Source organism: Aquirhabdus sp. (assembly GCF_046462495.1).
Classification (GTDB): Bacteria; Pseudomonadota; Gammaproteobacteria; order Pseudomonadales; family Moraxellaceae; genus Aquirhabdus.
Genome location: NZ_JBKGVE010000012.1, coordinates 203,695 through 230,015 on the forward strand (window position 1 = coordinate 203,695; position 26,321 = coordinate 230,015).

At 46.9% G+C, this 26,321-nt stretch carries 26 protein-coding genes; 11 read left to right on the forward strand and 15 right to left on the reverse strand.

Features of this window, described 5'->3' with window-relative positions; genetic code table 11:
- Window positions 1-266: 266 nt before the first annotated feature.
- Complete coding sequence (locus tag ACLHG7_RS15300; RefSeq protein WP_410211844.1) at window positions 267-1,601, forward strand: cytochrome-c peroxidase; 1,335 nt, start codon at window positions 267-269, stop codon at window positions 1,599-1,601.
- Window positions 1,602-1,693: 92 nt separating this feature from the next.
- On the opposite strand, the gene ACLHG7_RS15305 is transcribed toward ACLHG7_RS15300, so the two are convergent.
- Complete coding sequence (locus ACLHG7_RS15305) at window positions 1,694-3,778, reverse strand: TonB-dependent receptor (RefSeq protein ID WP_410211845.1); 2,085 nt, start codon at window positions 3,776-3,778, stop codon at window positions 1,694-1,696.
- A 279-nt stretch (window positions 3,779-4,057) separates the two neighbouring features.
- Here ACLHG7_RS15305 and ACLHG7_RS15310 point away from each other — a divergent pair, with 279 nt between their 5' ends.
- A complete protein-coding gene (locus tag ACLHG7_RS15310; RefSeq protein ID WP_410212044.1) occupies window positions 4,058-4,843 on the forward strand; it encodes a hydroxymethylpyrimidine/phosphomethylpyrimidine kinase in 786 nt (261 codons plus the stop codon).
- Between the two features lie 16 nt (window positions 4,844-4,859).
- Here the strand turns inward: ACLHG7_RS15310 and ACLHG7_RS15315 are convergent, their stop codons facing one another.
- Window positions 4,860-5,300, reverse strand: coding sequence for an OsmC family protein (locus ACLHG7_RS15315; protein WP_410211846.1), 441 nt, complete (start codon window positions 5,298-5,300; stop codon window positions 4,860-4,862).
- Window positions 5,301-5,642: 342 nt separating this feature from the next.
- Between ACLHG7_RS15315 and crp the strand changes: the two genes are divergently transcribed.
- Window positions 5,643-6,314, forward strand: coding sequence for a cAMP-activated global transcriptional regulator CRP (crp, locus tag ACLHG7_RS15320; protein WP_114898196.1), 672 nt, complete (start codon window positions 5,643-5,645; stop codon window positions 6,312-6,314).
- Between the two features lie 64 nt (window positions 6,315-6,378).
- On the opposite strand, the gene ACLHG7_RS15325 is transcribed toward crp, so the two are convergent.
- Window positions 6,379-6,945 carry an FxsA family protein gene (locus ACLHG7_RS15325; RefSeq protein ID WP_410211847.1) on the reverse strand — a complete coding sequence of 189 codons (567 nt, stop codon included), beginning with the start codon at window positions 6,943-6,945 and terminating at the stop codon, window positions 6,379-6,381.
- A gap of 167 nt (window positions 6,946-7,112) precedes the next feature.
- Here ACLHG7_RS15325 and ruvC point away from each other — a divergent pair, with 167 nt between their 5' ends.
- A complete protein-coding gene (ruvC, locus tag ACLHG7_RS15330; protein WP_410211848.1) occupies window positions 7,113-7,652 on the forward strand; it encodes a crossover junction endodeoxyribonuclease RuvC in 540 nt (179 codons plus the stop codon).
- Window positions 7,653-7,719: 67 nt separating this feature from the next.
- Window positions 7,720-8,829, forward strand: coding sequence for a tRNA epoxyqueuosine(34) reductase QueG (gene queG, locus ACLHG7_RS15335; RefSeq protein WP_410211849.1), 1,110 nt, complete (start codon window positions 7,720-7,722; stop codon window positions 8,827-8,829).
- 79 nt (window positions 8,830-8,908) lie between these two features.
- On the opposite strand, the gene lysM is transcribed toward queG, so the two are convergent.
- The 6 genes from lysM to ACLHG7_RS15365 form a co-directional block, all read right to left on the reverse strand.
- Window positions 8,909-9,382: a peptidoglycan-binding protein LysM gene (gene lysM, locus ACLHG7_RS15340; RefSeq protein ID WP_410211850.1), complete on the reverse strand. Its 474-nt coding sequence runs from the start codon at window positions 9,380-9,382 to the stop codon at window positions 8,909-8,911.
- Between the two features lie 279 nt (window positions 9,383-9,661).
- A complete protein-coding gene (gene acpP, locus ACLHG7_RS15345) occupies window positions 9,662-9,898 on the reverse strand; it encodes an acyl carrier protein (RefSeq protein ID WP_114898191.1) in 237 nt (78 codons plus the stop codon).
- 265 nt (window positions 9,899-10,163) lie between these two features.
- Window positions 10,164-10,916: a 3-oxoacyl-ACP reductase FabG gene (gene fabG, locus ACLHG7_RS15350; RefSeq protein ID WP_410211851.1), complete on the reverse strand. Its 753-nt coding sequence runs from the start codon at window positions 10,914-10,916 to the stop codon at window positions 10,164-10,166.
- The gene (gene fabD, locus ACLHG7_RS15355) at window positions 10,913-11,902 is read right to left on the reverse strand and encodes an ACP S-malonyltransferase (protein WP_410212045.1); all 990 of its coding nucleotides are present in this window, start codon (window positions 11,900-11,902) and stop codon (window positions 10,913-10,915) included. The genes fabG and fabD overlap by 4 nt, the downstream gene beginning before the upstream one ends.
- Window positions 11,903-12,261: 359 nt before the next feature.
- Window positions 12,262-12,447 carry a 50S ribosomal protein L32 gene (gene rpmF, locus ACLHG7_RS15360; RefSeq protein WP_114898189.1) on the reverse strand — a complete coding sequence of 62 codons (186 nt, stop codon included), beginning with the start codon at window positions 12,445-12,447 and terminating at the stop codon, window positions 12,262-12,264.
- Between the two features lie 114 nt (window positions 12,448-12,561).
- On the reverse strand, window positions 12,562-13,113 hold the full coding sequence (locus tag ACLHG7_RS15365) for a YceD family protein (protein ID WP_410212046.1): 552 nt from the start codon (window positions 13,111-13,113) through the stop codon (window positions 12,562-12,564).
- Between the two features lie 356 nt (window positions 13,114-13,469).
- Here ACLHG7_RS15365 and pip point away from each other — a divergent pair, with 356 nt between their 5' ends.
- The 4 genes from pip to ACLHG7_RS15385 all read left to right on the forward strand — a co-directional run bounded on the left by pip (window position 13,470) and on the right by ACLHG7_RS15385 (window position 16,162).
- Window positions 13,470-14,408, forward strand: a complete 939-nt coding sequence (gene pip, locus ACLHG7_RS15370) for a prolyl aminopeptidase (protein ID WP_114898188.1) — start codon at window positions 13,470-13,472, stop codon at window positions 14,406-14,408.
- 213 nt (window positions 14,409-14,621) lie between these two features.
- On the forward strand, window positions 14,622-15,239 hold the full coding sequence (locus ACLHG7_RS15375; protein WP_410211852.1) for an L-threonylcarbamoyladenylate synthase: 618 nt from the start codon (window positions 14,622-14,624) through the stop codon (window positions 15,237-15,239).
- 24 nt (window positions 15,240-15,263) lie between these two features.
- A complete protein-coding gene (locus ACLHG7_RS15380) occupies window positions 15,264-15,686 on the forward strand; it encodes a GNAT family acetyltransferase (RefSeq protein ID WP_410211853.1) in 423 nt (140 codons plus the stop codon).
- Entirely contained in the window at window positions 15,683-16,162 is a 480-nt protein-coding gene (locus tag ACLHG7_RS15385) for a hypothetical protein (RefSeq protein ID WP_410211854.1), read from the forward strand. The genes ACLHG7_RS15380 and ACLHG7_RS15385 overlap by 4 nt, the downstream gene beginning before the upstream one ends.
- 32 nt (window positions 16,163-16,194) lie before the next feature.
- On the opposite strand, the gene kdpE is transcribed toward ACLHG7_RS15385, so the two are convergent.
- From kdpE to kdpF, 6 genes are all read right to left on the reverse strand, one after another.
- Window positions 16,195-16,878, reverse strand: a complete 684-nt coding sequence (gene kdpE, locus ACLHG7_RS15390) for a two-component system response regulator KdpE (protein ID WP_410211855.1) — start codon at window positions 16,876-16,878, stop codon at window positions 16,195-16,197.
- A gap of 48 nt (window positions 16,879-16,926) precedes the next feature.
- Window positions 16,927-19,656 carry a DUF4118 domain-containing protein gene (locus ACLHG7_RS15395; protein WP_410211856.1) on the reverse strand — a complete coding sequence of 910 codons (2,730 nt, stop codon included), beginning with the start codon at window positions 19,654-19,656 and terminating at the stop codon, window positions 16,927-16,929.
- Window positions 19,657-19,757: 101 nt separating this feature from the next.
- A complete protein-coding gene (gene kdpC / locus ACLHG7_RS15400) occupies window positions 19,758-20,354 on the reverse strand; it encodes a potassium-transporting ATPase subunit KdpC (protein WP_410211857.1) in 597 nt (198 codons plus the stop codon).
- A gap of 50 nt (window positions 20,355-20,404) precedes the next feature.
- On the reverse strand, window positions 20,405-22,534 hold the full coding sequence (gene kdpB / locus ACLHG7_RS15405; RefSeq protein WP_410211858.1) for a potassium-transporting ATPase subunit KdpB: 2,130 nt from the start codon (window positions 22,532-22,534) through the stop codon (window positions 20,405-20,407).
- A 20-nt stretch (window positions 22,535-22,554) separates the two neighbouring features.
- A complete protein-coding gene (kdpA, locus tag ACLHG7_RS15410; RefSeq protein ID WP_410211859.1) occupies window positions 22,555-24,279 on the reverse strand; it encodes a potassium-transporting ATPase subunit KdpA in 1,725 nt (574 codons plus the stop codon).
- Window positions 24,279-24,368 (reverse strand): K(+)-transporting ATPase subunit F, encoded by a 90-nt coding sequence (kdpF, locus tag ACLHG7_RS15415; RefSeq protein ID WP_114898179.1) that lies wholly within the window; start codon window positions 24,366-24,368, stop codon window positions 24,279-24,281. The genes kdpA and kdpF overlap by 1 nt, the downstream gene beginning before the upstream one ends.
- 367 nt (window positions 24,369-24,735) lie before the next feature.
- Here kdpF and ACLHG7_RS15420 point away from each other — a divergent pair, with 367 nt between their 5' ends.
- Together ACLHG7_RS15420 and scpB are read left to right on the forward strand one after the other, a co-directional pair.
- On the forward strand, window positions 24,736-25,554 hold the full coding sequence (locus ACLHG7_RS15420; protein WP_410211860.1) for a segregation and condensation protein A: 819 nt from the start codon (window positions 24,736-24,738) through the stop codon (window positions 25,552-25,554).
- Between the two features lie 67 nt (window positions 25,555-25,621).
- On the forward strand, window positions 25,622-26,197 hold the full coding sequence (gene scpB, locus ACLHG7_RS15425; protein ID WP_410212047.1) for an SMC-Scp complex subunit ScpB: 576 nt from the start codon (window positions 25,622-25,624) through the stop codon (window positions 26,195-26,197).
- The last annotated feature ends 124 nt before the right edge of the window (window positions 26,198-26,321 follow it).

The window sequence follows — 26,321 nt, forward strand, 5'->3', positions numbered from 1 at the left end:
AATTATTCCGTAGGCTTAGCGAGCAAGATTAGGGATCAGCTTGGCTATCGAGCGAGTAAATTAACTGGGCTATTCTTTCCCCTTTGCATGTCAGTTTGGTGACAAAAATATTAAATCTGACGACAAAATTTTACCTAGAGGTCCAACTCTTTTATTCTTAAGTAAAACCACTCGCCCTATTCCCCAATATCTCGTTGCCTTGTCATTCTGCTGCAATAATTCTGAAATAATCTGCAAGATTAAACCGCTCTAGATATGATGCCGCTATGCCCATCTTGCTTAATGCCTCATCCTTAAAAACAACTGCTATATTGTGTCTGATCAGCATCAATCTGATGTCCTGTAGCGATAAGCAAAGTCCCCAAGAGACATCCACATCGACACAACAGATCGCCAATAAGACAGATAATATGCCGCCAAGCAAGGCGAGCACCGTCGATAAAGATGATGTCTATACCATGCAGATGAAAGCTAAACCTGATTTTAAAAAAATGCAGGCTCTAGGTCGTCAGATCTTCTTTGATAAGAGCCTTTCCGCTTCCGGAACGTTGTCTTGTGCCAGTTGTCATGACCCCAAGTTTGCCTATGGCTCACCCAACAAACTCGCAACGCAAATGGGCGGCGCAGATTTAAAACTAATGGGTGCTCGCGCCGTACCGTCACTACGCTACCAGCAAAATGTTCCGCCGTTTACAGAGCATCATTTTGACGAAGACATCGACGAAAGCATTGATCAAGGTGCTGTGGGCGGACACGATTGGGATGGGCGAGCGTCAACTCTGCATTCTCAGTCCGCTCTGCCGTTACTCGCAAAAAATGAAATGGCAAATCTTAGTCAAGCAAATGTAATTGCGAAATTACGTAAATCATCCTACGCGACTCAGTTTCGTGATACTTTCGGAACTGATGCTTTAAATGATGACAGCAAAGCCTTTAAATGGACAACACTTGCACTGGAAATGTTCCAGCAAGACCCACAGGAATTCTACCCATATAACAGCAAATATGATGCTTTCTTACGCGGTCAAATCAAGCTCAGTGCACAGGAGCAGCGTGGACTAGCTGCATTTAACGATCCGCAAAAAGGCAACTGCGCCTCCTGTCATGTCAGCCGAATTAGCAATACCGGTGGCTTCCCCGCATTCTCTGATTTTGGCATAATTGCAATTGGCGTCCCACGTAACAACCAACTGACGGTGAACCAGAATCCTGATTATTATGATCTCGGAGCATGTGGTCCTGAGCGCCAAGACCTTAAAGATAAACCACAATATTGCGGTGCCTTCCGTACACCCAGCTTACGCAATGTGGCCTTACGCAAAGCCTTTTTCCATAATGGTAAATTTAATAGTCTGGAGCAAGTGATCCAATTCTATGTTACACGGGATACCAATCCTGCTAAGTGGTATCCAAAGAATAAAGATGGTAGTGTGCATAAATTCGATGACTTACCCAAGCAATATCAGGGCAATATCAATCTTGATGCACCTTTTGATCGTAAGCTCGGTGATAAACCCACACTTAACGATCAGGAAATCCGAGATATGGTCGTGTTTTTAAAGACACTCAATGACGGCTATGTCGTTAAAGCAGCCAAATAATAAAAAGAGACTTGAAATCCACACTTCAAAGTCTCTTATTTGATTGATCGGTTGACGACATTCGACGAGATATGAATGTCGTACGATTCGGATTAGAACGATATCCGTAGCCCAGCTTTCACACTCCGTCCTGCCTCAGGAGCAATATCACGCAGCACTGAACTGGCGTAACGGATATTGGCATTGGTGATGTTATCTGCCCGCACATAAGCAAGCCATGCATGCTGACTAAACTTGAATGGATAGGATGCAATCATATTAAAGCTGGTATAGCCGTCAGTCGGCAAATCATTTTCAGGAACTCGCTTCTGCGCCCATGCATGCGTCACTTCTGCACGGGTCACCAAATCACTGACGTGATAATCAATCCCTGCGGTTAAGCGTAGCGGCGAAATCCGAGGTAACGCCTGACCCGTGGTGCGATTTTCGGCATGGGTGTAATCCCCCCGTAAATCGACATTGACTTGCTGAGCATTCACATCCGTTTGCCATAAGCGCGCCTTCCCTTCCAACTCCGCCCCATAGAACTGAGCGGAAACACCGCTGTAAATTGCTTCGGGTAAAGCGCCTTCATCGTTCCGCTCTACAAAATCACCGTCATCATTGCGGAATTTACCCGTATTGAGTTCTGCCAGATAATTGCGGAATCGGGTGTAATACACACTGGTATGTGCACGATACGGACCGTTTTCAAACAACAGACCTAAATCTGTAGAAAACGCTTTTTCTTTCTGTATGTTTTGATTGCCAACCAGATATTGACCCGTTGCAGCATGTGGACCGTTGGCATATAGCTCATAGAAAGTCGGTGTACGCTCTGTGTAGCTACCATTTGCAGTCACTGACCAAAATGGATCAAGCTTATACACCGCACCAATCGATCCACTACCCGCAGTAAAATCACGATCCTCAGCACCGATAAAACGCGGATTACTACCACCCGCAGGAGACAGTGATGTGTAATCCACTCGCCCACCAGCACTTAACGTCAACGGCGTACTAATCGCCCAATTTTCAAGAAAAAATAAACCAGCCGACTTGGTATCAGTCTCCGGCACAAGTGCCTCATCGCCTAACGCCGAAAACTTGGTATCCGAAAACTGTAAACCAAACATACCATCTAAAGGTCCTATTTTGGCATGATGTGCTTCGATACGGCCTTCATAACCCTCATTCTTAAAAGTCGTACCAATCTCACCGTGGTCGATTTCTTTATGCTCGTAATCGGTATAGGCCAAATTCACTTTGACGTTATTGATTGGACCATCGATATTTTTTATCTCTGATGCAAAAGCAATCTTGGTCTGGTCCATCTTCAAACGGACGCCTTCTTCAGCGACTGATCCATAGTTCGAATCAAAAGTCGAAACTGATAGACCTGCATAGCCATCATTCCAGAAATATGATCCACCGAGTGACCCGCCTTGGGCTCGGCCATCACTGTTTGGCAAACGCTTTTCTGGCTGCTCTGCATCAGGCGCATCCAGCGCGCGCTGACGTGCAGAGCGCGCAAAATCTGGAATCCGCAGTTCACCGCTCTTTTCAGCAAAGGCATCCGCATGGAGCGCAAAATTACCTAACCCACCTTCTACGGTAAAAGCGCCTTTACGATCATCATTTGAACTGGCAAGACTCGTTTCAGCCGAACCATGCACGCCATCTACAGGCTGATCAGGAATTCGATTATCAAAAGTATTTACTACCCCACCGATCGCGCTCCCGCCATACATCAGCGCAGCTGGACCCCGTACTACTTCAACCTTATTAATCGTCAATGTGTTCTGCGGAATCGCATGGTCGTAAGACAAAGATGAGGCATCGACAATGCCTACACCATTCTGCAATAAACGAATACGATCACCATCCATGCCACGAATAATCGGACGCGCAACCCATGGGCCATACCCTGTCGTTGAAACACCGGGCAAACCATTGAGCATTTCACCCAATGTCCCTGCGCGATTGATCACTAACTCTCGGCCAGCCAAAACCGTAGAAGGAGATGTGGTGAGTTTAGATTTCAATGGATTTGCAGTTACGACAACGGTCTGCAATGTACTTTCATGACTATCTTCATAAACAGCAGAATCGGTATTCGTCGTGTCTGCAGCGTTCGCAGTGAGCGGAACAAGGGCGAGCATAACGGCCAGTGATAACGGGTGAACTTTATAGTGCATGGGAATATCTCTATATCTTTGCAACGGGGAATGGAGGACCACACCGGTTTGATCAATCAATCAACTCAATGGACCGCATCAAACAAGCAGAAAATGGCTTTCAGTAAACCACCAAAGAAATGTTATACTATTACATTAAATACAGAACTTCAATACAGCCCACACAATATCTCCTAGATTGAACCCCTATTCCCTACCAAACCATCACAGTGGTATATTGATCTCTAACAACATTTTCAAACATCGATCACTCTCATGAATCAGCAGGCAAAAATATCTATGCGCCCAACGACACTATGCTTTTCGGGTCTAGATCCTTCAGGGGGTGCAGGTTTACAAGCCGATATTGAAGCGATTGGAGCAGCGGGTGGTCATGCAGCCATAGCATGTACAGCCTTGACGATTCAAGATAGTCAAAAAGTTTATGGTTTTGAAACGGTCAGCCCCGAACTTCTCGATGCGCAGGCACGCAAAGTGTTGGGAGATTTGCCCGTTCAAGCCATTAAATCGGGGATGCTCGGAAGCACGGAAAATATTGCAGTCTTGGCAAAAATTTTAGAAGAAAATCCGCAGATTCCTTATGTACTGGATCCGGTGCTGGTCGCGAATAGCGGGGGGAGTTTAGGTGATCCTGCGACACTCGTTGCGGCCTTCAAGACGCTCATCTCACTTGCCACTCTGATCACCCCAAATACGGTTGAATTAAGAGCGCTTAGCCAGAAACAACAGATCGAAGATGCCGTTCAGGTCCTTTTTGAGCTCGGCGCACGTGCAATCTTGGTCAAAGGCGCGCATGAGCATGAAGCACATCGCATTCGTCACTGGCTATATTTACGTGAAGCTAAGGGAAAATCGGTCTGTATCACACAATCCGTTTGGCCGAGAATCAACGGAGAATTTCATGGCTCTGGCTGCACGTTGGCCAGTAACGTTGCTGGGCGCCTCGCACAAGGCCAATCGCTGCAAGAAGCCATTGCTCGTGCTGAGCTATGGCTACATCGCACCTTGGTTAAAGCCGATATCCCTCATCCGGAAGGTCAGCGCATTCCTATGCGATTTCTTTAAGAAACGACGATTTAATTTAAACAGATTGTGGTGCCGTTGCGTCTTCCACCACCTCAAAACTGTGAGTAATTTCAACGCCGCCTTGGCTGAGCATACGACTGGCAGAACAATATTTATCTGCAGACAGATGAATGGCTTTTTCGACTTGCTTGTCTTTGACCCCATGACCGACCACAGTAAAGTGTAAATGGATCTTGGTAAATACTGCTGGAATCTCATCTGCACGTTCCGCTTTAAGCTCACAGCGGACATCGGTGACATCCTGACGCGCTTTTTTGAGGATCGTCACGATGTCAAAAGCGGCACAACCACCCAAGCCAAGTAGAATTAATTCCATCGGTCTGGCACCTCGATTTTCACCGCCATAGGCTGGTGAACCATCCATTGTGACCTGGTGCCCACTTTCCGACTTTGCATCAAATGCAACGCCCCCAACCCACTGAATACTTGCTTGCATGTTGCATCCTTCTATGGTCTATAATACAAAAGCACTGATCATACATGAGCAAACCGTGATTCAAAATCATGGCTCAAATATGATTTTGCCAAGAGCGATTTGTTTGTGCAGCACTGATGCAAAAAACAGCTCAGAAATTGCGTCAACTCAGGAAATCAGTTTACGTTAAAAGACAGAGGGATGATACTTGAAGGCCGAACAAGGATGATGTTTATAAGAGCTTCCCACACCATTTCATTGGTGCAGGTTCCTGTATGTATTCCCCATTCGCGCTTTTTTAATCAACTGATATTAATCACAGAGGCACTAACCTGTCCTCTCCATATCTAGTGACTTTTCAAAATGACCAACTTTCCAAGCACCACCAAAAAGCGTAATACTCCGGCTCTGCCAGCGGATCTATCTCCGTCATTGCATGCGCTGCTCAATCACATTCCGATCAAAACGTATGCCGCTAGAACCACGGTTGTGAACAAGGGTGATACCTCATCATCTATGTTCTTTATCGTCAAAGGGTCTGTCGCGATCATCAGTCAAGAATCCGGTAAGCGTGACATCGTTCTCGCCTACCTCAATGAAGGCTCGTTCTTTGGTGAAATGGGACTTTTCGAAAAACAACCGACTCGTACTGCGCTCGTTCGCACGCGTTCCCGTTGTGACATTGTTGAAGTCAGCTATGATCAATTTCTCTCATTTACCAAGCTTTACCCAGAGTTGCTCTTCGACATCTGCTCACAATTATCGATTCGTCTCAAGCAAACGACCCGTAAAGTCACCGATCTAACCGTGTTAGATGTGACTGGACGTATTGCACGTTGCTTACTGGACCTCTCGACTCAGCCTGATGCCATTCCAAAAACTGAAGGCACGCAAATCCACATTACCCGCCAAGAGATTGGTAAATTAGTAGGATGTTCTCGAGAGATGGTTGGTCGCGTACTCAAAACGCTGGAAGACCAACATACGATTAAAACTAATGGTAAAACGATTTTAATCTATAGAACCGAAGCCTAATCAGACATGGATGCCGCTCGATCAACGAGCGGCTCTGTTCAATATGTCCAAGCAAATCTTCTGATCACTCATCATTGGCTGATGCAGGTCCAATCTGTTTTGGCTTCTCAATGGCGGGTTCTACCGTTCGCGCCTCACCTTCAACAACGGTGCCGCGAGAAGGCTGACCAAAACCGCCCGATGAAAAAGGGCTGTCTCCGAAGGGACTTTCTCCAAAAACGCTTCCACCAAAACCCTGACTTTGCATTTGTGCCATCATCGCTTGCTGACGACGTGCCAATACTTGCACAACGGTCTTTTGCACCCAGCGTTGAATCGGTGGCAACAGTAAAATAACGGCAAACACATCAGACAATAGACCGGGGATTGCAAACAAGAGACCCGCTAAAGCCCGTGATAACGCGACCGCAATATCCGTACTCGGGTCTAACTGAAAATTCGCACCGCCCTGTTGACCACGTAGCTGGGGCATCACACTGGCTAAGCTTGTCCGCATCAACGTGACGCCGATAAAGAATGCGGCAACCGTCCACAAAAAAATCCACCAGCCACTGACAAAATGCGCAAGCCAAATCCATAAAAAAATCTCAATGGGCGGCAAAAGCAGCAACCACAAGAGGACTTTATTCATTCTCATCTTCCTAAAAGAGGTCATACCTAAAACTAATTACTTCAATATCGTCTTAAACGCAGTACCATAATCACGCGGGATCAAGAATCATCTGCTGACTTTGATGATTTACCCTGATGGTTATGTCAATATATGGGCTAATTCTAAAATTTCACTAGGTAATCTGTATGTCATTGATTATCGGCATAGACCCAGGCTCCCGCCTAACGGGCTACGGCATCATCCAGAAGGAAGGCAACAAGCTGACTTTCATTGATGCCGGCACGATACGCACAGAAACGCCGACCATGCCCGAACGCTTAAAGCGCATTTTTGAAGGCATCAGCAGTATAGTGGATTTTTACCAGCCCACCGAAGCCGCAATCGAACAAGTCTTTATGTCGAACAACCCTGACTCTGCCCTTAAGCTTGGACAGGCACGCGGGGCAGCAATGACTGCGGTTGTGGTTAAAAATCTTTCCGTGGCTGAATACACGGCCCGTCAAATCAAACTTTCTGTCGTGGGCTATGGCGCTGCTGAAAAAGAGCAAGTCCAAATGATGGTGATGCGTTTACTGAACTTAAACATTACCCCACAAGCGGATGCAGCGGATGCACTCGCGACAGCCATTTGTCATGCCCATGCAGCGAGCAGTAATAACAAAATGTTGATGCTGCAAAGTACAGGCATGTCTCGTGGTCGCGGTCGCTGGCGCTTGCCGGGTTGATTACACAGACTGCAATGACTTCTCTTTTTAGAACGCTGAATATCACAGTACGCTTAAGATCACATCCATGACCCGCGCAAAGCTCCCTCGTAATCCTGACCTCCGCGATGATCCTATTGCGTTAAAAGCATGGATAAAGCACGAAGCGAAGAGATTGGGTTTTGCTAATCTGGGGGTTACCTCCCCAAATGTCAGTGATCAGTTACCCTTTCTAAAGCAGTTTCTGGCTGATGGTTTTGCGGGGGATATGCACTATCTCGCTGAAAATATCGAAAAGCGCGGAGATGCCAGCTTATTACTTGAAGGCACAACCAGTGTGCTATGTGTACAGATGAATTATCTCGCGGAACCGCCTCCACATCGTTACGTCCCAGAAGCTCCCAATCAAGCCATCGTTTCACGCTACGCACAAGGACGAGACTATCACAAAGTGGTGCGAGGACGACTCAAACAACTCGCTCTGCGCATAGAAGAGCAAATTGGACCCTTCCAGTGGCGTCCATTTGCTGACTCTGCGCCAATCCTAGAAAAACCATTGGCCGAACGCAGTGGATTGGGATGGACAGGTAAACATACACTTTTGATTAATAAAAAAGCGGGATCATTTTTTTTTCTGGGTGAGCTGCTAACAGATCTCAATTTACCTTTCGACAGTCCTGCAACAGCCCACTGTGGCTCATGTACTGCTTGTATCGACATTTGCCCCACCCAAGCGATTGTTGCCCCTTATCGATTAGATGCTCGTCGCTGCATCGCCTACCTCACGATTGAATTTAAAGGCATCATTCCGATTGATTTACGCCATGGAATCGGCAATCGTGTTTTTGGTTGCGATGACTGTCAGTTGATTTGTCCCTGGAATAGTTTTGCCAAACTCTCAGCAGAAATTGATTTTCAGGCGCGTCATCAGCTTGACCGTTTAAGCCTACTCGACTTGTGGCAATGGTCAGAGCAAGACTTTTTATCCTTCACTGAAGGAAGCCCACTCCGGCGCACAGGCTATGCCAATCTGATGCGTAATGTGGCTGTCGGTCTGGGTAATGCACCCGCCAACCCAGCCACTCTCAACGCACTCTATGCCCGTTTAGGTCAATTGGGTGACATTGTTGATGAACATATCCTTTGGGCAATTGAAGAGCAAAAGCAAAAAGCCAAACGCATTGATATGACGCATTAACTTAAATCAAGAGCATAAAAAAAGAGTGCGCAAGGCACTCTTTTTTTACATCTACAACTTGCTTATAACGCAGCTATCATTAAGCAGGAATACGCAGGGATTGGCCTGGATAAATCTTATCTGGACTAGACAGAAGCGGTTTGTTGGCTTCAAAAATTTTATTGTATTGATTTGCATCACCATAAAATTCTTTAGAAATATGCGACAGTGTGTCACCGGATTTCACCACGTAAATTTGGCTTTCTGGTTCGCCACTATCTACTGTAATGTTATCAACAACTGTTTTGGCAACATTAGAGTTATTGCCAATCGCAAGAATAACTTTTTCACGATCCGCTTGGGTCTTTGCTGTGCCCGCTACAGTTGCCGTATCGGTATCCGTATTATAAGTCACAGATAAGCCTTCAATGCCTAGGCCCAGATCAAGCACGCGTTTCAACAATGCATTGGCAATATCTTGCGCAGATGCTGCCGGAGGTGCTGCATTTGCAGGGGCTTCATCGTGACCAAAAATCTTTTCGCCTACGCCTTTAATAAAACTAAATACGCCCATTTTCTTCGCTCCATTTGTTTTGTAGTTTGGATCAGCTCTAACGCTGACTAAACTAGACTACGCACTCACTGGCAAAAATAATGCAGTAAATATGTAATTTATGAGATACACATCACACTTCTATTAGATGATTAAGTGACTAACTCAGAGGATTTCGTAAAATTGAATATAGACTGGCGTAAAAAAACCGCATGGATAAAGATGCGGTTTTTAGCATAGTCGCCAAATCAATTTCGACTATGTAATTCTAAAAGCTAAGAAAAGCTTATAAAACGATGCTTATGCTAATTTTGCAGTGACATAATCAATCGCTGATTGAACAGTAGTGATTACGCTTGAATCTTCATCAGGAATGGTGATATTGAAATCATTCTCAAAAGACATGACCAACTCAACCAAATCAAGAGAATCTGCACCCAGATCATCCATAAACGATGCTTCGTTCTTGATTTCTTCAACACGGATTCCGAGTTGTTCTGCTACGGCAGCCTTGACACGTTGTTCGACATCGCTCACCGAAAATCTCCTTCTGGTTGTGGCATCTTAATAAAATTAGATAAACGCTAGTGTAAAGTAAAGAATAAAAAATACAATTGCTGAATCTGCCCTAATCAGTCAATTTAATACATTTGAGTGCGATCTCAAAGCAATTTACATGACCAATCATTGGGTTACTGCTTGAAGTATCTAGATATAATCAACGAACAGGTTACCAAAACAGCACAGGATTCATTTTTAAAAAACACAGCCAACTTTAAATGATTGCCTGTGTAATCAATAGTTAACCTAAATACATTCCGCCATTTACAGGCAGTACGGTTCCAGTGATATACCCCGCTTGTGCGCTGGCAAGAAAGCCAACCGCTGCTGCGACATCCCGAGCCTCACCTAAGCGACCCAATGGAATTTGAGACAACATGAATGCACGGACTTTTTCATCCAATACGTCGGTCATATCTGTGGCAATAAAACCTGGAGCAACACAATTCACAGTGATGTTACGACCACCCATCTCACGCGCTAGCGCGCGGCTAAAGCCTTCTACCCCTGCTTTTGCAGCGGCATAATTGACCTGACCCGCATTCCCCATCTGTGCGACAACAGAGGTGATATTAATAATCCGACCAAAACGAGCACGGCTCATATTGCGAAGCACGGCTTTGGACAAATGAAACACGGCATTCAAATGCACTTGCAAAATGTCTTGCCAATCGGCTTCTGACATACGCATCAGCAGATTGTCTTTGGTAATGCCTGCGTTATTCACCAAGACACTGATCGCACCAAAATCAGCCTCAATGGACTTGAGCAACGCATCCATTGCGGCAACATCACGGACATCAAGCACTCGGCCTGCACCAGAATCTCCTAGCGCCTCATCAATCTGCTTAGCGCCGGCTTCGCTGGTCGCAGTACCGACCACAAAACAGCCTTGAGCAACTAATTGTGCAGCAATTGCTGCGCCAATACCGCGACTAGCACCGGTCACCAGCGCTACTTGACGCGATTGCTGTGAGTTTACGACTTCATTCATGCAAGCTTCCCTTCTGCAACGGCGATATGGGTCAACGCATCGTCCATACGACTACGCGTGTCTATCGGGTAGGATACCATAGGTGTTGGCATCCGTTTTGCAAGGTTAGTCAGAACATTGCCCGGACCACACTCAACAAGTTGACTCACCCCTAACGTCTCTAATGTCTTCGAGGTTTGTGTCCAGCGCACAGGACGGTACAGCTGGCTAATCAAGGCCGCTTTAACCTGATCTAAATCTGCTTCAATCAGTGCATTGGCATTTTGTATTACGGGGATATTCGGCATTTTTATTGCTGTTGCGGTCAAAACTTCTGCCAAGGACTCTGCCGCTGGCTGCATGAGACGGCAATGAGACGGGACACTGACGGGTAAATTAATCACTTTACCGCCCGCTTCTTTTGCCAAAGCAACAACACCCTGCACTGCACTACTTTGCCCTGCGATAACCACTTGCCCCGGTGCATTATAGTTTGCTGGATCAACAATCTCGCCCGAGTCCAGACTCACCTTGACACATAATGCTTCGACTTGCTCATCTGTCAAGCCCAGTACTGCAGCCATGCTCCCCGTACCCTGTGGCACGGCTTGCTGCATCAACTGACCACGCAAATGAACCAAACGCACACCATCAATGAGGCTGAGCGCACCGCCAGCAACGAGTGCTGAGTACTCCCCTAGAGAGTGCCCCGCGAGGGCAACAGGAGCAACACCACCTAGGTCCAGCCATAAACGCCAGAGCGCAATACTGGCTGTTAAAAGGACTGGCTGTGTGAATTCCGTCTGGTCTAAGCGTTCACCGCTTTGTGCGATCTGCCAAAGATCAAAATCAAGACCCGTCGATGCTTCTGCGAATGTTTCGGTAATTTGTGGGAATTGTTGTGCCAACTCCGCCAGCATGCCCGCTTTTTGAGATCCTTGCCCCGGAAAGACTAATGCGGTTCTGGTGCGACGCTGAGCAGTAGTCGTTTTATTGAATGCAGTCATAACAGTTTGAATATCCATCAAAGGCACACTGATCATTTTTTATATTTCACTCTACGTCTTCTATGCCTCAACACCACATATAAACAGTACAGCCGTATGATCGCGCGGTATTACTTCAATTTAATGAAACCATTTAAGAAAAAAATGATCCATCAATTTATCACAACAGAAAATGGTCCGTATTTGCAAAAAACGACAAAAGCCGCTTATTTACTCACAGGAGATCATGATATCGATCATTCCTATGAGATAAACAAGCAGCTTCAAGTCTATCTTTCGCTTTCACGCAAACGAAATAATTCATTCTGCATTAGAAATCTACCGCATAAAAACGGTTTTTTTCCCGCAAAAGAATCAAATCACTCGTCGATTGCAGCAACTGCGAACAGTTGACGACCACGATAGAAACCATCTTTGGTCACATGGTGACGCAGATGTGTTTCACCAGTGGTTTGATCCACGCTGAGCGCAGCAGTGGTCAACGCATCATGTGAACGGCGCATGTCACGACGTGCGCGGCTTTTTCGGTTTTGTTGAACGGCCATGAGAGCCTCCTTTGCAATAAATCGTACATAAAAAATCTAAAATGGCTTTGCGTTCATACTTTTACAACGCAAGGTCAATCAGCTATACAAGAACAAATATGATCTTTAAAACATCTAGTCTTTAAGCTTCAAACCAGCCAAAACATCAAACGGATTACGTTTTGGTTCAGTAACCACCTCGTCCGCTTGTACAGCACCAGCAACTTTCAATTCACAATGCTCATGTTTTGGAGACAAAGGCATCGCAAGTAATATTTCATCTTCCAGTAGATCGAGGACATCGATCGTGGCTGCACCATGGGCAACTTGAGCTTCGCTCAAAATCACATAATCGATTTCGTCTTTATCACGGCCTAGCTTTTCAGCATATTTTTCTTCAGTAAACATTGCTAGATGAACATGTGTATCTAAAACAAAATCCAACTGATTCAAACAACGCTGACAAGTCAATGGCAGTGTCGCCGACATTGTGGCATCAAGCCAAGCAATATGGCGCTCATCTACATACAACTTACAATCAAGGGCGATCGTTTGCTGATCATGCGGTGGAACTACCTCAGCTGCGACACGCGCAAACCTCGATAACTCAACCCTCCCTTGCCACACAAATCCGAGTTCCGCCCATTTGAACGGTTCTATTTGTGTTGGAAACACATGAGGCGACATCGCACTTGACGATGTACTTACGGTATTGGACGCAAGATCAGTAAGAATACTACTGCTTGGCAATTGAGTCTCTGCCACGTCAAACCCCATAACGAACACAAATAGGGCGCGAATTGTACAAAGTTACGCGCCCTGTGTCAAAGCAGATTGGCATAAAAATGAGATATATTTGCCTTACATTTTGGTTCATGGCGTATATGACAAAAAATGGGAATTTCGGATTACGCAATGCACATACTAAAAAGTAAAAAAAACACAAATAATCCAATGAAAGACAAGGCTCACATCATGTCACGACTATTCTGTTAGCCATTCATGTAGAGCTGTGACGTCAAAATCATTTTCGTGGAAAAATTATGCGTACCCTGTATCCAGAAATCACCCCTTACCGCACTGATAAACTCAAAGTATCTGACCTCCATACGCTGCACTATGAAGAATCGGGCAACCCGCAAGGTCGCCCTGTGGTGTTTCTCCATGGTGGACCAGGCGGTGGCGGACAACCACAATACCTTCGTTACTTTGATCCGCAAAAATGGCGTGTGATCCTGTTTGATCAACGCGGCTGCGGACAAAGTACCCCTTTTGCAGAACTCCGCGAAAATACCACATGGGATTTGGTTGAAGACATCGAAAAACTGCGTAAACACCTGCATATTGAAAAATGGGCGGTTTTTGGCGGCTCATGGGGATCAACCCTCGCATTAGCCTATGGCGTTACTCATCCGCATGCCTGCACCGCCTTCTTCTTACGTGGGATATTCCTCTTACGTAAGCGCGAAATTGACTGGTTCTATCAAGATGGCGCATCCAGACTCTATCCTGATGCATGGGAAGGCTATCTAAAACCAATCCCTGCGACTGAACGTCACAATATGGTGGAAGCTTACTACCAGCGCCTAACCTCCACCAATGCGCATATCCGCAGCAGTGCAGCAAAGGCTTGGGCCACATGGGAAGGCTCAACTTCCAAACTGATTCCTGATGACGATGTGATCGCACATTACGGCGATGATGTCTTTGCTGAGGCCTTTGCCCGTATCGAGTGTCATTACTTTATCAATAAAGGTTTCTTCACTGAAGATAACTACCTGCTCAATCAGGTCAATAAGATTCGCCATATCCCGGCGATCATTGTGCAAGGGCGTTATGATGTCGTCTGCCCTGCTGAGAGCGCTTGGGATCTGCATCGCGCTTGGCCTGAAGCAGAGCTTAAAATTATTGCGGATGCTGGGCACTCGCTCTCTGAAGTCGGCATCACCGATGCTTTAGTTGAGGCGACGGATCGTTTTTAACAATACGTTTTATCAAAACCCGTACTGCTTTTGAGGGACTAGAACATATGGTTTTTCTAATCCCTCGTATCATCAGCATTTATATGACAATTCCCGATAAAAGGCTTAATATCCGATAGAATCAAGTCGACAAGTTTTTCTCTAAGTGAATCACCTGACCTGATTTTTATGAAGATGTACCTCGCGTTGAGGTACGCAGCGGGATAACTGATCATGCTCCATCTTTATGTCCACCCTGAAAATCCGCAAGACCGCTTAATTCAACAAGCAGCGGCACGGATTCGTGCGGGTGATGTCATTGTCTATCCCGCAGATTCAACCTATGCCATAGGCTGTCAACTCGGCAATAAAGACGCCGTTGAACGCATCACCCGCATTCGTAGGCTCCCCGATCAGCATCAATACACGTTGATCTGTCGTGATCTCTCTGAAATCTCAACCTATGCCAAAGTAGATAATGCTACTTATCGTTTACTCAAGAATCACACACCCGGTTTATATACCTTCATTTTGACCGGAACCAGCGAAGTCCCAAAACGGCTGATGCATCCGAAGCGTAAAACCATCGGGATTCGCGTGCCGACCAATCCGGTCTGTCAGGCACTGCTTGAGGCACTCGGCGAGCCAATGCTGACTACAACTCTGACCCTACCTGATGAAACAACCCCGCTGGATGATCCCTTTGAGATTGCAGATCGGCTTGAGAAGTTGATCGATGTCTTTATTGATGTCGGCATGGGGACACTGGGTGAGACTTCGGTGATTGACCTATCGGGTGATGAAGCCGTGGTCGTGCGTGAAGGATTGGGTGATGTCAGTAAGTTTGTCTAAGGTTTTAAATTCAAAGACAGCACCATGAAGATTCGCCCCTTCCACCCAGATGATGAGTCCGCAGTCATTGCACTGTGGCAAGCTTGCGGCCTAACACGTCCGTGGAATGATCCTCATCTGGACATTGCACGTAAACTTAACGTGCAACCGGAACTTTTTATTGTCGGTGAGATTGATGGGCAACTGATGGCGACAGCCATGATTGGCTTTGATGGTCATCGCGGCTGGGTGAACTATCTGGCTGTGAGCCTTGAGTATCGTAAACTCGCCTATGGGCGACAGCTTATACTGGAAGCAGAAAGGTTATTAAAAGAAATGGGCTGCCCGAAGATCAACCTACAAATCCGCACGTCAAATACCGATGTGATCGCGTTTTATCACGGTTTGGGTTATGTAGAAGATGATGTGGTTTGTTTGGGGAAACGGTTGATTAAGGATGATAAATGAATATTAACAATCTAATGATCTTTAACCCCATAGAGCGAATGTCTTATATACGTATTTTTATTTTCTCCCTATTACTTCTCGTTTGCTCATCTTCTTTCGCCATTGAATTACAAGAAGGCCAAGTATGGGCATATAAAACAAGAGTTAATGAAGAAGACTCAACGATTACTATTCTTAAGATCGAGAGCTATCCACATCTAGGCAAAGTTGTTCATATCAGAGTAGATAAGATCAGACTAATAAATCCATTAAAGGGAAACACCGTTACAGACATACCTCACCTACCCTTCAAATACAGTGCTATAGAGAAGAGTATCTCTGAGCTACGTCGCAAAAAAACAAAAATACCTGACTTCGAAGAGGGTTATAAAATGTGGAAGGAGGCTTATCTTGCAGGAGAAGCAGGAGCATTCGAATCCACTATTGACGTAACATTAAACCTCTTAATCGGGGGACACTGGGAGGAGAAAGAGTAATCTTGTAAAGCTCCAGACTAGACACCCTTATCTCAAACCATCAACCGATACCCCATCCCAATCTCAGTCAGTAAATACTCGGGCTGAGTCGGATCTTTCTCCAGCTTCTGACGTAGATTTGCCATGTAGATCCGTACATAGTGGCTATGCTCACTATGATTCGGCCCCCACACTTCTTTCAAGAGTTGGGTATGGGTCAGTATGCGCCCAGCATGGCGAATCAGTACTGAGAGTAAACGATACTCGGTTGAGGTCAAATGCACCTGTTGCCCATCACGCTCAACCGTACGCCGCGCCAGATCAACCACGACATCGCCAAAGATAAATTGGGATGTTGCGCCATTGCCCGTCTCACGGCGGCGTAAATGGGCACGGACTCGTGCAAGCAGTTCACCGACACTAAACGGCTTAGTCAGATAATCATCCGCCCCTGCATCCAGCGCCTCAATCTTATCTTTCTCATCACTGCGTGCAGACAAGACGATGATCGGCATCGCCGACCATGTGCGCAAATCCTGAATCACGTGGATGCCACTCATATCCGGCAAACCCAGATCGATAATCGCCAGATCGGGGGCACGGGTCGCCGCTTCAATCAAGCCACGCTGACCATGCTCGGCTTCAAAGACTTGCCAGCCTTCGGCTTGCAGTGCTGTACGGACAAAACGACGAATCTGAGGTTCGTCTTCAATCACAAGAATGTTAGGTGCATCCATAAGTATTCGTATTCCATATTAAGTTGATATGATGAACGAAAGCTTGCGTTAAATGGTATCGAGCTCACTTTCAGGCGGCTCTGGCGGTGAATCTTGGGTCCAGCGCACGATAAATTTTGCACCATGAGGCATATTGGATTCGGCATGGATGCTTCCACCATGCGCTTGAATCATTTCACGGCAGAGGGTTAATCCCAAGCCAATCCCCGTCGTTGCCGATTCGGCTTGCCCTCGGGTGAAACGCTCAAAGATTTTCTCTTCCATCCCAATTGGCAATCCCGGACCATCATCACTGACAACCAGCTCCATTTCTTGTTGATGCGAAGCCGCAATATGTAGTCGCGCAGAGATATTAATATGACTATTAGCAGGCGTATAGCGCACTGCGTTTTCCAGTAAATTACTGAGTATACGCGCAATCAACAGTTCATCCACTTGTGCCAGTGGCAAATCAAAAGGCATGGATGTCGTGACCTGATGCTTTGCCAAACGGCTGCTCATACTACGCAGCACACTGCCAATCACCTCTTCCAGAGGCACCCACTGTCGATTGAGATTTAAACCACCCGATTGCAGCTTTGCCATATCCAGCAGGTTAATCACTAAGGCATGGATCGCATCGGCTTGATCTTCAATCGCCAACGCCAGTTCCTTATGCTGCTCTGGTGTCACATCGGCTCGGTTTAAGGTATTTGCCAGACCAGCGAGTGCTGTGACGGGAGTGCGTAGGTCATGGGATAGCGCCGATAATAACGTGCCACGCATGCGCTCGCCCTCAATGCGAATCAACGCTTCTTGGGCAATTTCCACGAAGTGGACTCGCTCCAGTGCCAAAGCAATCTGTGAGGCGAAGGTGTCAAGCATACGCTGCTGTTCGGGTTGAAACAGTGCATTGACATCGCTTGGCAATAACCCCAACACGCCGCGTGTACGCATTGGCGCGCGCAGTGGACGATACAGTAGTGGGCTGGCGGGTAAGGTATTGGTTTGTAACCCTGCGGCGGTTTCACGATCATACACCCACTGTGCAGTACCCATATCCAGTCCAGCGGAAAGCTCAGGGGTCAGAACCATCACTTTTTCTTGCTGGTCACGCGCAATATGTAGACTATCCTCACGATCAGGCAAGAGCAGTACCACCTGACAGTGAAAAACTTGCGCCACCTGCTCTACCGTGATTTGAGCAATCTGCCCTGCGGTTAATGCACCTGACAACGACTGGCTAAAGGTAGACTGCCGATTGGCACGCTGCTCACGATGGGTGGATATTCGCGCCTGAAAGCGCAGGTTTGCGGCAAGATTTGCAATGACTAAAGCAACAAACAGCATGATCACAAAGGTGAGCAAATACTGCGTATCGGCAATCGTGAAAGAAAAATGCGGCGGCACAAAGAAGAAATCAAAACAAAAGACGCTGAGGATCGAAGCAAAAATCCCTTCACCACGACCAAACCGTGCTGAAACCACCACCACAACCAACAGATAGAGCATGACCACATTGGCAAGGTCAAACAAATAGGTCAGACCAGTCAAAACCAGCGTGACCAGTGCACAACCTGCGATGGCCCACAGATACCCTTTCGAGTAAAAATTAATATTGTTAAACAGTGGAAAATCGGGTAATTCCGCTTTGGCAGGTACAACCTCATCATCACCCACCAGAACCAGATCTATCCCGACCGCACGTGTCGCCAGCTCATTGACCAAGCTGTTTCTACCACGGAACCAATGGCGCTCGGAAGAACGCCCAATGATCACCCGAGAGATGTTATGCAGCTTGGCATAATCCACTATCTGCTTGGCCAGATCCGTACCAGCTACAGTCTCAACAGTAGCGCCTAAACTTTGTGCCAAGCGTATCCGCTCGAGAACCTCATGCCGCTGAGCTTCTGACAGTCTTAAAAGCTCTGGGGTTTCGACATATAAAACCTGCCACTCACTGCGCAAAGCACTGGCAAGCCGTGCTGCACGGCGAATTAAGCGCTCAGCATTGGCATTAGCACCAATACACACCAAGACTCGCTCATTGGTCTGCCAGATCGGGCTTATGGATTCGGTGCTGCGGTAATCACGCATTTGTGCGTCTACACGATCGGCAGTGCGACGCAGTGCCAGCTCACGAAGCGCGATTAGATTACCCTTACGGAAGAAGTTCTTCGCAGCGCGTGCTGCTTGTTGTGGCAGATAGACTTTACCCTCACTTAAGCGCTGCAAGAGCTCATCTGGGGGCAAATCCACCATGACGACATCATCAGCACCTTCAAAGAAAGCATCCGGCAATGTCTCACGTACCCGGATGCCAGTGACCTGCCCTACGACATCATTCAGACTATCTAAATGCTGTACATTTAAAGTGGTATAAACATCTATACCGGCATCTAAAAGCTCATCAACATCCTGCCAGCGCTTGGGGTGACGCGAACCAGCAGCGTTACTATGCGCCAACTCATCCATCAGAATTAAAGTGGGATGACGCTCAAGCGCTCCATCTAAATCAAACTCTAAGAGGGTTTGCCCACGATAAGCCACTTGTTGCAATGGCAGTACGATGAGCCCTTCAAGCTGTGCTGCAGTTTCCTGCCGACCATGTGTTTCAACCACCCCAACCAGCACATCCACGCCATCTGCAAGCTGTCGTCTGGCTGCCGCGAGCATTGCGTAGGTTTTCCCAACCCCGGCCGAGCTACCGAAGAAAATCTTTAGCTTTCCTCGCTTGGCACGTTCATCCGCTTGTTGCAATCGGACTAACAAGTCATCAGGATTGGGGCGTTCAATCATAGGGGCACTCTGGTTTGTTTTGATTCAACTGACTTCATAAAACGCCAATCCCCCTTCGGGGGGGAGTAGTGAGGATTTTAAGTGTCCTCACCACACAATATTTACGACTTAGGCAGTACAGACAATTGATCCAATGCAAGGTTCACTTGTAGCACATTCACCCGAGGCTCACCAAATAATCCAGCTTGGCGACCTTCAGTATTTTTGTCAATCACAGCTTGTACTTGAGCCACGGTCAAACCCCGTAACCGTGCAATGCGCACTGCTTGATATTTTGCGGCATTGGGCGAAATCTGTGGATCTAACCCACTGCCTGAAGCAGTGACCAAATCAATCGGCACAGGCGCGGTATTGGTCGGGTCGGCTTTTTGCAAAGTGGCGATCCGCTCATTGACCGCTTTAGCCAAATCGGGGTTTAAAGGGCCTAGGTTAGATCCGCCAGATGCTTGACCATTATAAGTCGTCGGTGCAGTTGCAGAAGGTCTACCCCACAAGTAAGCGGGGTTGGTAAAGCTTTGTCCGATCAAATTTGAGCCGATATTCTGACCATCTTTTTGAATCAAGCTGCCATTCGCCAATGCAGGTAAAATCGCTTGGCTAATGCCGGTCACGACGAGTGGGTAAGCAAGACCCGTTAGGATTGTCAGGATGACAAATAAACTGGCTGCTGGACGGATCGATTGTGTCAACGTACTCATGACTTACTCCTTAAAGCATCTATTAAATGGTGTTGATCAGCATCTACGACTCACATCAAGCCCGCTGAATTCAACACAACATCAATCACTTTGATCCCGATAAAGGGGATAATAATACCGCCCAAACCATAGACGCCCAGATTACGACGTAATAGTGCTGCAGCGCCTACAGGGCGATATTTCACACCGCGCAACGCCAGCGGAATCAAGGCAATGATCACCAGTGCATTGAAGATCACCGCTGATAAAATAGCGCTGGCCGGACTACCCAAATGCATCACATTCAGTGCATTCAACGCAGGATACGTAGTCGCAAATGCCGCTGGGATAATTGCAAAATACTTCGCAATATCATTGGCGATACTAAAGGTCGTGAGTGAGCCACGGGTCATCAGCATTTGCTTACCGGTTTCCACGATTTCAATCAATTTGGTCGGGTTGGAGTCCAAATCCACCATATTGCCAGCTTCTTTCGCCGCTTGCGTTCCAGTATTCATTGCGACTGCGACGTCGGCTTGAGCCAATGCAGGTGCGTCGTTGGTACCATCACCCGTCATGGCGACCAGTTTGCCTTCGCTTTGGTACTGACGAATGCGTGCCAGTTTTTGCTCTGGCGTAGCTTCGGCCATAAAATCATCTACACCCGCTTCTGCCGCAATCGCTGCCGCGGTCAAAGGGTTATCCCCCGTGATCATGACGGTTTTGATCCCCATTTGACGCAGTTCAGCAAAGCGTTCTTTGATACCACCCTTCACCACGTCTTTGAGTTCAACGACACCCAAAGCCACGTTGCCATCAGCCACGACCAACGGTGTACTCCCACGACGAGCAATGTCATCTGCCATTTGGCGTACGGCTTTAGGCAGTGCTTGACCACCTAGACTTTCGATATGTTTGGCTATCGCATCGACTGAACCTTTACGGATCGCTTGATGGTTTGGCAGATCCACGCCACTCATGCGGGTTTGTGCAGTGAATGGCACAAAGACTGCCTGCAAGGACTGCAAATCACGCTCGCGAATGTTAAATAGTTGCTTCGCCAAGATCACGATACTACGACCTTCAGGTGTTTCATCCGCAAGAGATGCAAGCTGAGCATAATCCGCCAGATGCTCTTGAGTAATGCCAGGTGCTGGAAAAAATGCAGAGGCCTGACGGTTACCAAAGGTGATCGTTCCGGTTTTATCCAACAGCAAAACATCCACGTCACCCGCCGCTTCAACCGCACGTCCAGAGGTAGCGATTACATTGGCCTGCATCATACGACTCATCCCAGCCACGCCAATAGCAGAGAGCAAACCACCGATGGTTGTTGGAATCAGACACACTAATAAAGCAACCAACACGGTCAGACTGACTGGTGTACCCATCTGACTGACATGCACGGCGAAGATTGAGAACGGAAGCAACGTGACAACTGCCATCAAGAAAATCAATGTCAGCGCAACCAACAGGATCGTCAATGCAATCTCATTCGGTGTTTTTTGTCGTTTGGCGCTTTCCACCATCGCAATCATGCGATCCAAAAAACCTTCACCCGGATTATTGCTAACGCGAATGACCAGCCAATCAGAAAGCACACGCGTGCCACCCGTCACTGCAGAAAAGTCACCGCCCGCTTCACGAATCACTGGCGCGGACTCGCCTGTGATAGCCGACTCATCCACTGATGCCATACCATCAACCACCTCACCATCGGCTGGAATCACCTCACCAGCAATCACATAAACAAAATCATCTTTACGTAGTGTGGTTGCTGAGACTTTGGTCGCAACAGAAGTCCGTATTGGACTGCTGATTTTATTCGCCATGACATCTTGACGAGCGCTGCGTAGACTTGCCGCTTGAGCTTTGCTGCGACCTTCGGCAATCGCTTCGGCAAAATTGGCAAACAGCACTGTAAACCATAGCCAGACTGTGACTGCGGCAATAAAGCCAAAGGTATCTTCACCATGCAGAAAACTACTGCTTGGTGCGAATGCCGCTTGAACAGCCAATACGGTGGTCAACAAGCTACCGACATAGACCACAAACATGACAGGATTGGCCCACTGAATCCGCGGGTCCAGCTTTTTGAAAGTGCTGATCAGCGCGGGGGTCAGTAATTCTTTATCCCACAAACTACGGCTTTTTACATGAGTCTGATGGCTATGTTGCACATCATGAGTTGAAGCATTCATCATTGTTCTCCTGATTGACCTTATTGACCTGACACTGCATGAAGTGCCAGTTGGACGTGCTCAACGATGGGACCTAGCGCAAGCGCCGGGACATACGTGAGTGCACCGACCAAAATCACCGTGCCAACCAACAGAAATACAAATAACAAGGTATGTGTAGGCAATGTTCCAGCCGTCACTGAAAGGCGTTGTTTATTGGCTAGGGAGCCCGCCAATGCAAGCACTGGCACAATCATCCCAAAACGCCCAAAGAACATCACAAATGCCAATGTCAGATTATAAAAAGGTGTATTTGCAGACAAACCACCAAAAGCACTACCGTTGTTATTGGCTGCCGAACTAAATGCGTAGAGAATCTCACTAAAACCATGTGCTTGAGGATTCGCAATCCCCGCACGGCCCGCCTCAGTCATCACAGCAATCGCAGTACCAACCAGTACGAGTAATGGTGTTACTAACATGCCTATCACAACCATTTTCATATCGAATGCTTCGATCTTTTTACCCAAATACTCAGGCGTACGACCGATCATCAAACCTGCAATAAAAACCGCCAATAAAGCATAGAGCAACATGCTGTACAGACCAGCACCCACCCCACCAAATACGACTTCACCTAACTGAATCAATAGCATCGGCACCATACCGCCCATTGGGGTGAAGGAGTCATGCATACCATTCACTGCACCGCAGGATGCAGCAGTGGTAATGACCGCAAATAATGATGATGTCACAATCCCAAAACGGGTTTCTTTACCCTCCATATTTCCACCAGCTTGCAAAGCACTTGCAACCTGATCGGTATGGGTAAGCAATGGATTTCCCGCCAACTCCGCATGAACAGCAACGCCAAAGGCAACGACAAACATCAAGGTCATCGCAGCGATAATCACACCACCTTGACGCTGATCACCACTCATTCGGCCTAATGCAAAACACAATGCTGCCGGAATCAAGAAAATCGAGAGCATGTGGATGAAATTACTAAAAGGAGTCGGATTCGCAAATGGATGTGCAGCATTGGCATTAAAGAAGCCTCCGCCATTGGTCCCAAGCATCATGATGGCTTCTTGCGAAGCAACAGGACCCATTGCCAAGGTCTGCTTAGCACCTTGTAAAGTGGCTACAGAGACGTCTGGGGAGAAATTTTGAATCACACCTTGACCAACAAACAGTAGCGCGATGATGATTGACAGTGGCGCCAACACATAGACCGTACCGCGCCAGATATCAACCCAAGCATTGCCTAAAGTCTTTGATGATCGACGTACTAGTCCGCGGATCAACGCAAAAGCAACTGCAAGCCCCGTTGCTGCTGAAACAAAGTTCTGAACAGTTAATGCAGTCATTTGGGTAAAATGGCTCATCGTGCTTTCGCCACCATAGCCTTGCCAGTCGGTATTGGTCACAAAACTAACCGCAGTATTGAGTGAAGAATCCCATGTTGGAGCACCGAAATGTTGTGGGTTAAACGGCAGATGCCCTTGCAGCATTTGAATACCAAACACCGCGAGTACACCAAGCAAATTAAATAAAATGATCGCGACCGTATAAGAAATCCAATTCATCTCATGTGCAGCACCGGATTTAATGCCGAAGACACTAAATAATTTGGTTTCAATTGACGCCGCCTTTGCAGGCAGTCCTTTTTCCATTGCTGCTACTAAATAACGACCCAATGGCTGTGCTAATGCAAAGAGCACCACCAAAAAGAGAGTCACTTGCCCTAAGGCTTGAATGTTCATTAAAACGCCTCCGGTTTGATCAAGACATAGATCAGATAAATCAATAAACCCAGTGCAATTAAGCCTGCCAAACCATAGTTAATGCTCATAACCGTCCCCAGATTGAGTAATAAAACCGTGCCGCTAAAATAGAAGTTGATCGGTTAAATCTAATGTGACAGCTTAGAAAAATGGCTATTAAGACGGTATAGAAAGAATCACTCAGGGTGTAAAAACGGTGTAAAGATGATTTTTCGATAACGAATCGATGTTTGGGATGAAAAAACACTCTTGCAATTGACCAAATGAAAAAAAGCTCGACTATTTCCAGACATCAAGCCTAGACAGGCTTAATTCTTGCTATACTCATCTCATCAAAGTATGTGTGGTATGACGAAAATCGTTATGAACATGGACTTGATATAAAATTATGAATACATGCGACATGACCACTTCGATACGACAGACAGCCAGAATATGAATCAACTTGCTGAATCAGAAGCAGAACAACATCAGGTTAATCTTGCGCGTGTCAACGATGAGTGGTTTTCCGAACTCCCCGAAGACCTCTATATCCCGCCGGAAGCATTTGCCATCATGCTGGAGCGTTTTGAAGGTCCTCTGGATTTCTTGTTGTACCTCGTTCGAAAAAATGGCTTGGATCTGGTCAAACTCGATATTGCCCCGATAGCAACGCAATATCTTGCGTATATTCGCTTGATGCAACAGCTAGATATAGAACTGGCGGGTGATTATCTGGTCATGGCTGCACTGCTTGCAGATTTGAAGTCGCGGCTCTTACTGCCCGCTCCAAAAACACTGACCGTTGAAGATGATCCACGTAAAAACTTGCTGGCACGACTGGAAGAATATGCTCGAATTAAGAGTGGTGCCGCCGCGTTAAATGATCAATTGATTGAAGGACGAGATGTGTTTGCGGTCACGGTGGGTGTATCCAGCGTATTACCTGCTGATTCAGAGCCTGATATCGCACGCTTCGATGCTGAAATTTTATGGCTAGCCATGCGGGCCTTGCTGACTCGCCCACCGGTGATTGAGCACCGGATTATTGCGGAAGAAGTGCCCCTTGAAGATCGCATTATAGCCGTCCGCCATGCACTTGCTGATGGCAACAGCGTGCGCTTTGACCGTTTATTGGTCAGTAGCCAAGGGCGTATGGGCGTTGTAGTCACGTTTATGGCGATTTTAGAGTTGCTTCGCCAGCAAGAAATTGAAATTGTAGACGATGGTTCAGAAAAACTTTTAACCGTCAGAGGGCTTCCACGTGCCGCATGATGAACTGAATACCTCAATCACGTCTGACAATATTGATCATGAACCACACGGTTCAACGGTATCCTACATGGATACTGGACATGTTTTACGCATATTGGAAGCGGTGCTATTCGCCAGTGAGACACCGGTATCATTGCTGATGCTAAGACAAGCCCTTGAAGGGGAATATGATCAGCAAAATGGTCAAAAGCTGACGAATGCTCAAATCGAATCATGGCTGAATCAGCTTTCAATCAAACTGGTTGATAGCGCACTTGAATTGGCCAAGACAGCGAGTGGTTATCGGATTCAGGTTCGACCAGAATATGCCGCAGTGGTTGCGCGACTTTGGCCTGAACGCCCGACGCGCCTCTCGCAAGCATTGCTCGAAACACTGAGTGTTATTGCCTATCGTCAACCTGTGACGCGTGCAGATATCGAGCAGTTGCGTGGGGTGACGGTGAATAGTCAGATTTTGCGTACGCTGTTTGAGCGGCAATGGATCGCAGAAGATGGGTTCCGCCCTGTAGCTGGTAAGCCCGCACTGATCGTCACGACCAAACACTTTTTAGATGCGTTTGGTTTGGAGTCATTGGAGCATTTACCAGAGCTGCAAGAACTTGAAAAGATTGCACAAGGTTTAACATCTTCGACAGCAGAATGAAGATCGGTTTTACGAAAATATCTGGTCTAGCACACCCGCTTTTTTCAAATGTGGTCAAAATATTGCAATAGAATTGCTCTATGGTCCTCCGGCCTGTAATGAATAGACGTCAGAGGACAACATG

Coding starts and splice junctions, on each gene's coding strand:
- ACLHG7_RS15325 (WP_410211847.1), bottom strand. CDS start 6,945: ATGAATAAAGTCCTCTTGTGGTTGCTGCTTTTGCCGCCCATTGAGATT.
- ACLHG7_RS15315 (WP_410211846.1), bottom strand. CDS start 5,300: ATGCAAGCAAGTATTCAGTGGGTTGGGGGCGTTGCATTTGATGCAAAG.
- ACLHG7_RS15420 (WP_410211860.1), top strand. CDS start 24,736: ATGAATCAACTTGCTGAATCAGAAGCAGAACAACATCAGGTTAATCTT.
- ACLHG7_RS15395 (WP_410211856.1), bottom strand. CDS start 19,656: ATGATTGAACGCCCCAATCCTGATGACTTGTTAGTCCGATTGCAACAA.
- scpB (WP_410212047.1), top strand. CDS start 25,622: ATGGATACTGGACATGTTTTACGCATATTGGAAGCGGTGCTATTCGCC.
- ACLHG7_RS15375 (WP_410211852.1), top strand. CDS start 14,622: ATGCTCCATCTTTATGTCCACCCTGAAAATCCGCAAGACCGCTTAATT.
- ACLHG7_RS15300 (WP_410211844.1), top strand. CDS start 267: ATGCCCATCTTGCTTAATGCCTCATCCTTAAAAACAACTGCTATATTG.
- rpmF (WP_114898189.1), bottom strand. CDS start 12,447: ATGGCCGTTCAACAAAACCGAAAAAGCCGCGCACGTCGTGACATGCGC.
- fabG (WP_410211851.1), bottom strand. CDS start 10,916: ATGAATGAAGTCGTAAACTCACAGCAATCGCGTCAAGTAGCGCTGGTG.
- kdpB (WP_410211858.1), bottom strand. CDS start 22,534: ATGAATGCTTCAACTCATGATGTGCAACATAGCCATCAGACTCATGTA.
- ACLHG7_RS15365 (WP_410212046.1), bottom strand. CDS start 13,113: ATGTCGCCTCATGTGTTTCCAACACAAATAGAACCGTTCAAATGGGCG.
- ACLHG7_RS15305 (WP_410211845.1), bottom strand. CDS start 3,778: ATGCACTATAAAGTTCACCCGTTATCACTGGCCGTTATGCTCGCCCTT.
- ruvC (WP_410211848.1), top strand. CDS start 7,113: ATGTCATTGATTATCGGCATAGACCCAGGCTCCCGCCTAACGGGCTAC.
- queG (WP_410211849.1), top strand. CDS start 7,720: ATGACCCGCGCAAAGCTCCCTCGTAATCCTGACCTCCGCGATGATCCT.
- crp (WP_114898196.1), top strand. CDS start 5,643: ATGACCAACTTTCCAAGCACCACCAAAAAGCGTAATACTCCGGCTCTG.
- kdpE (WP_410211855.1), bottom strand. CDS start 16,878: ATGGATGCACCTAACATTCTTGTGATTGAAGACGAACCTCAGATTCGT.
- kdpF (WP_114898179.1), bottom strand. CDS start 24,368: ATGAGCATTAACTATGGTTTGGCAGGCTTAATTGCACTGGGTTTATTG.
- kdpC (WP_410211857.1), bottom strand. CDS start 20,354: ATGAGTACGTTGACACAATCGATCCGTCCAGCAGCCAGTTTATTTGTC.
- pip (WP_114898188.1), top strand. CDS start 13,470: ATGCGTACCCTGTATCCAGAAATCACCCCTTACCGCACTGATAAACTC.
- ACLHG7_RS15380 (WP_410211853.1), top strand. CDS start 15,264: ATGAAGATTCGCCCCTTCCACCCAGATGATGAGTCCGCAGTCATTGCA.
- fabD (WP_410212045.1), bottom strand. CDS start 11,902: ATGACTGCATTCAATAAAACGACTACTGCTCAGCGTCGCACCAGAACC.
- ACLHG7_RS15385 (WP_410211854.1), top strand. CDS start 15,683: ATGAATATTAACAATCTAATGATCTTTAACCCCATAGAGCGAATGTCT.
- lysM (WP_410211850.1), bottom strand. CDS start 9,382: ATGGGCGTATTTAGTTTTATTAAAGGCGTAGGCGAAAAGATTTTTGGT.
- ACLHG7_RS15310 (WP_410212044.1), top strand. CDS start 4,058: ATGCGCCCAACGACACTATGCTTTTCGGGTCTAGATCCTTCAGGGGGT.
- kdpA (WP_410211859.1), bottom strand. CDS start 24,279: ATGAACATTCAAGCCTTAGGGCAAGTGACTCTCTTTTTGGTGGTGCTC.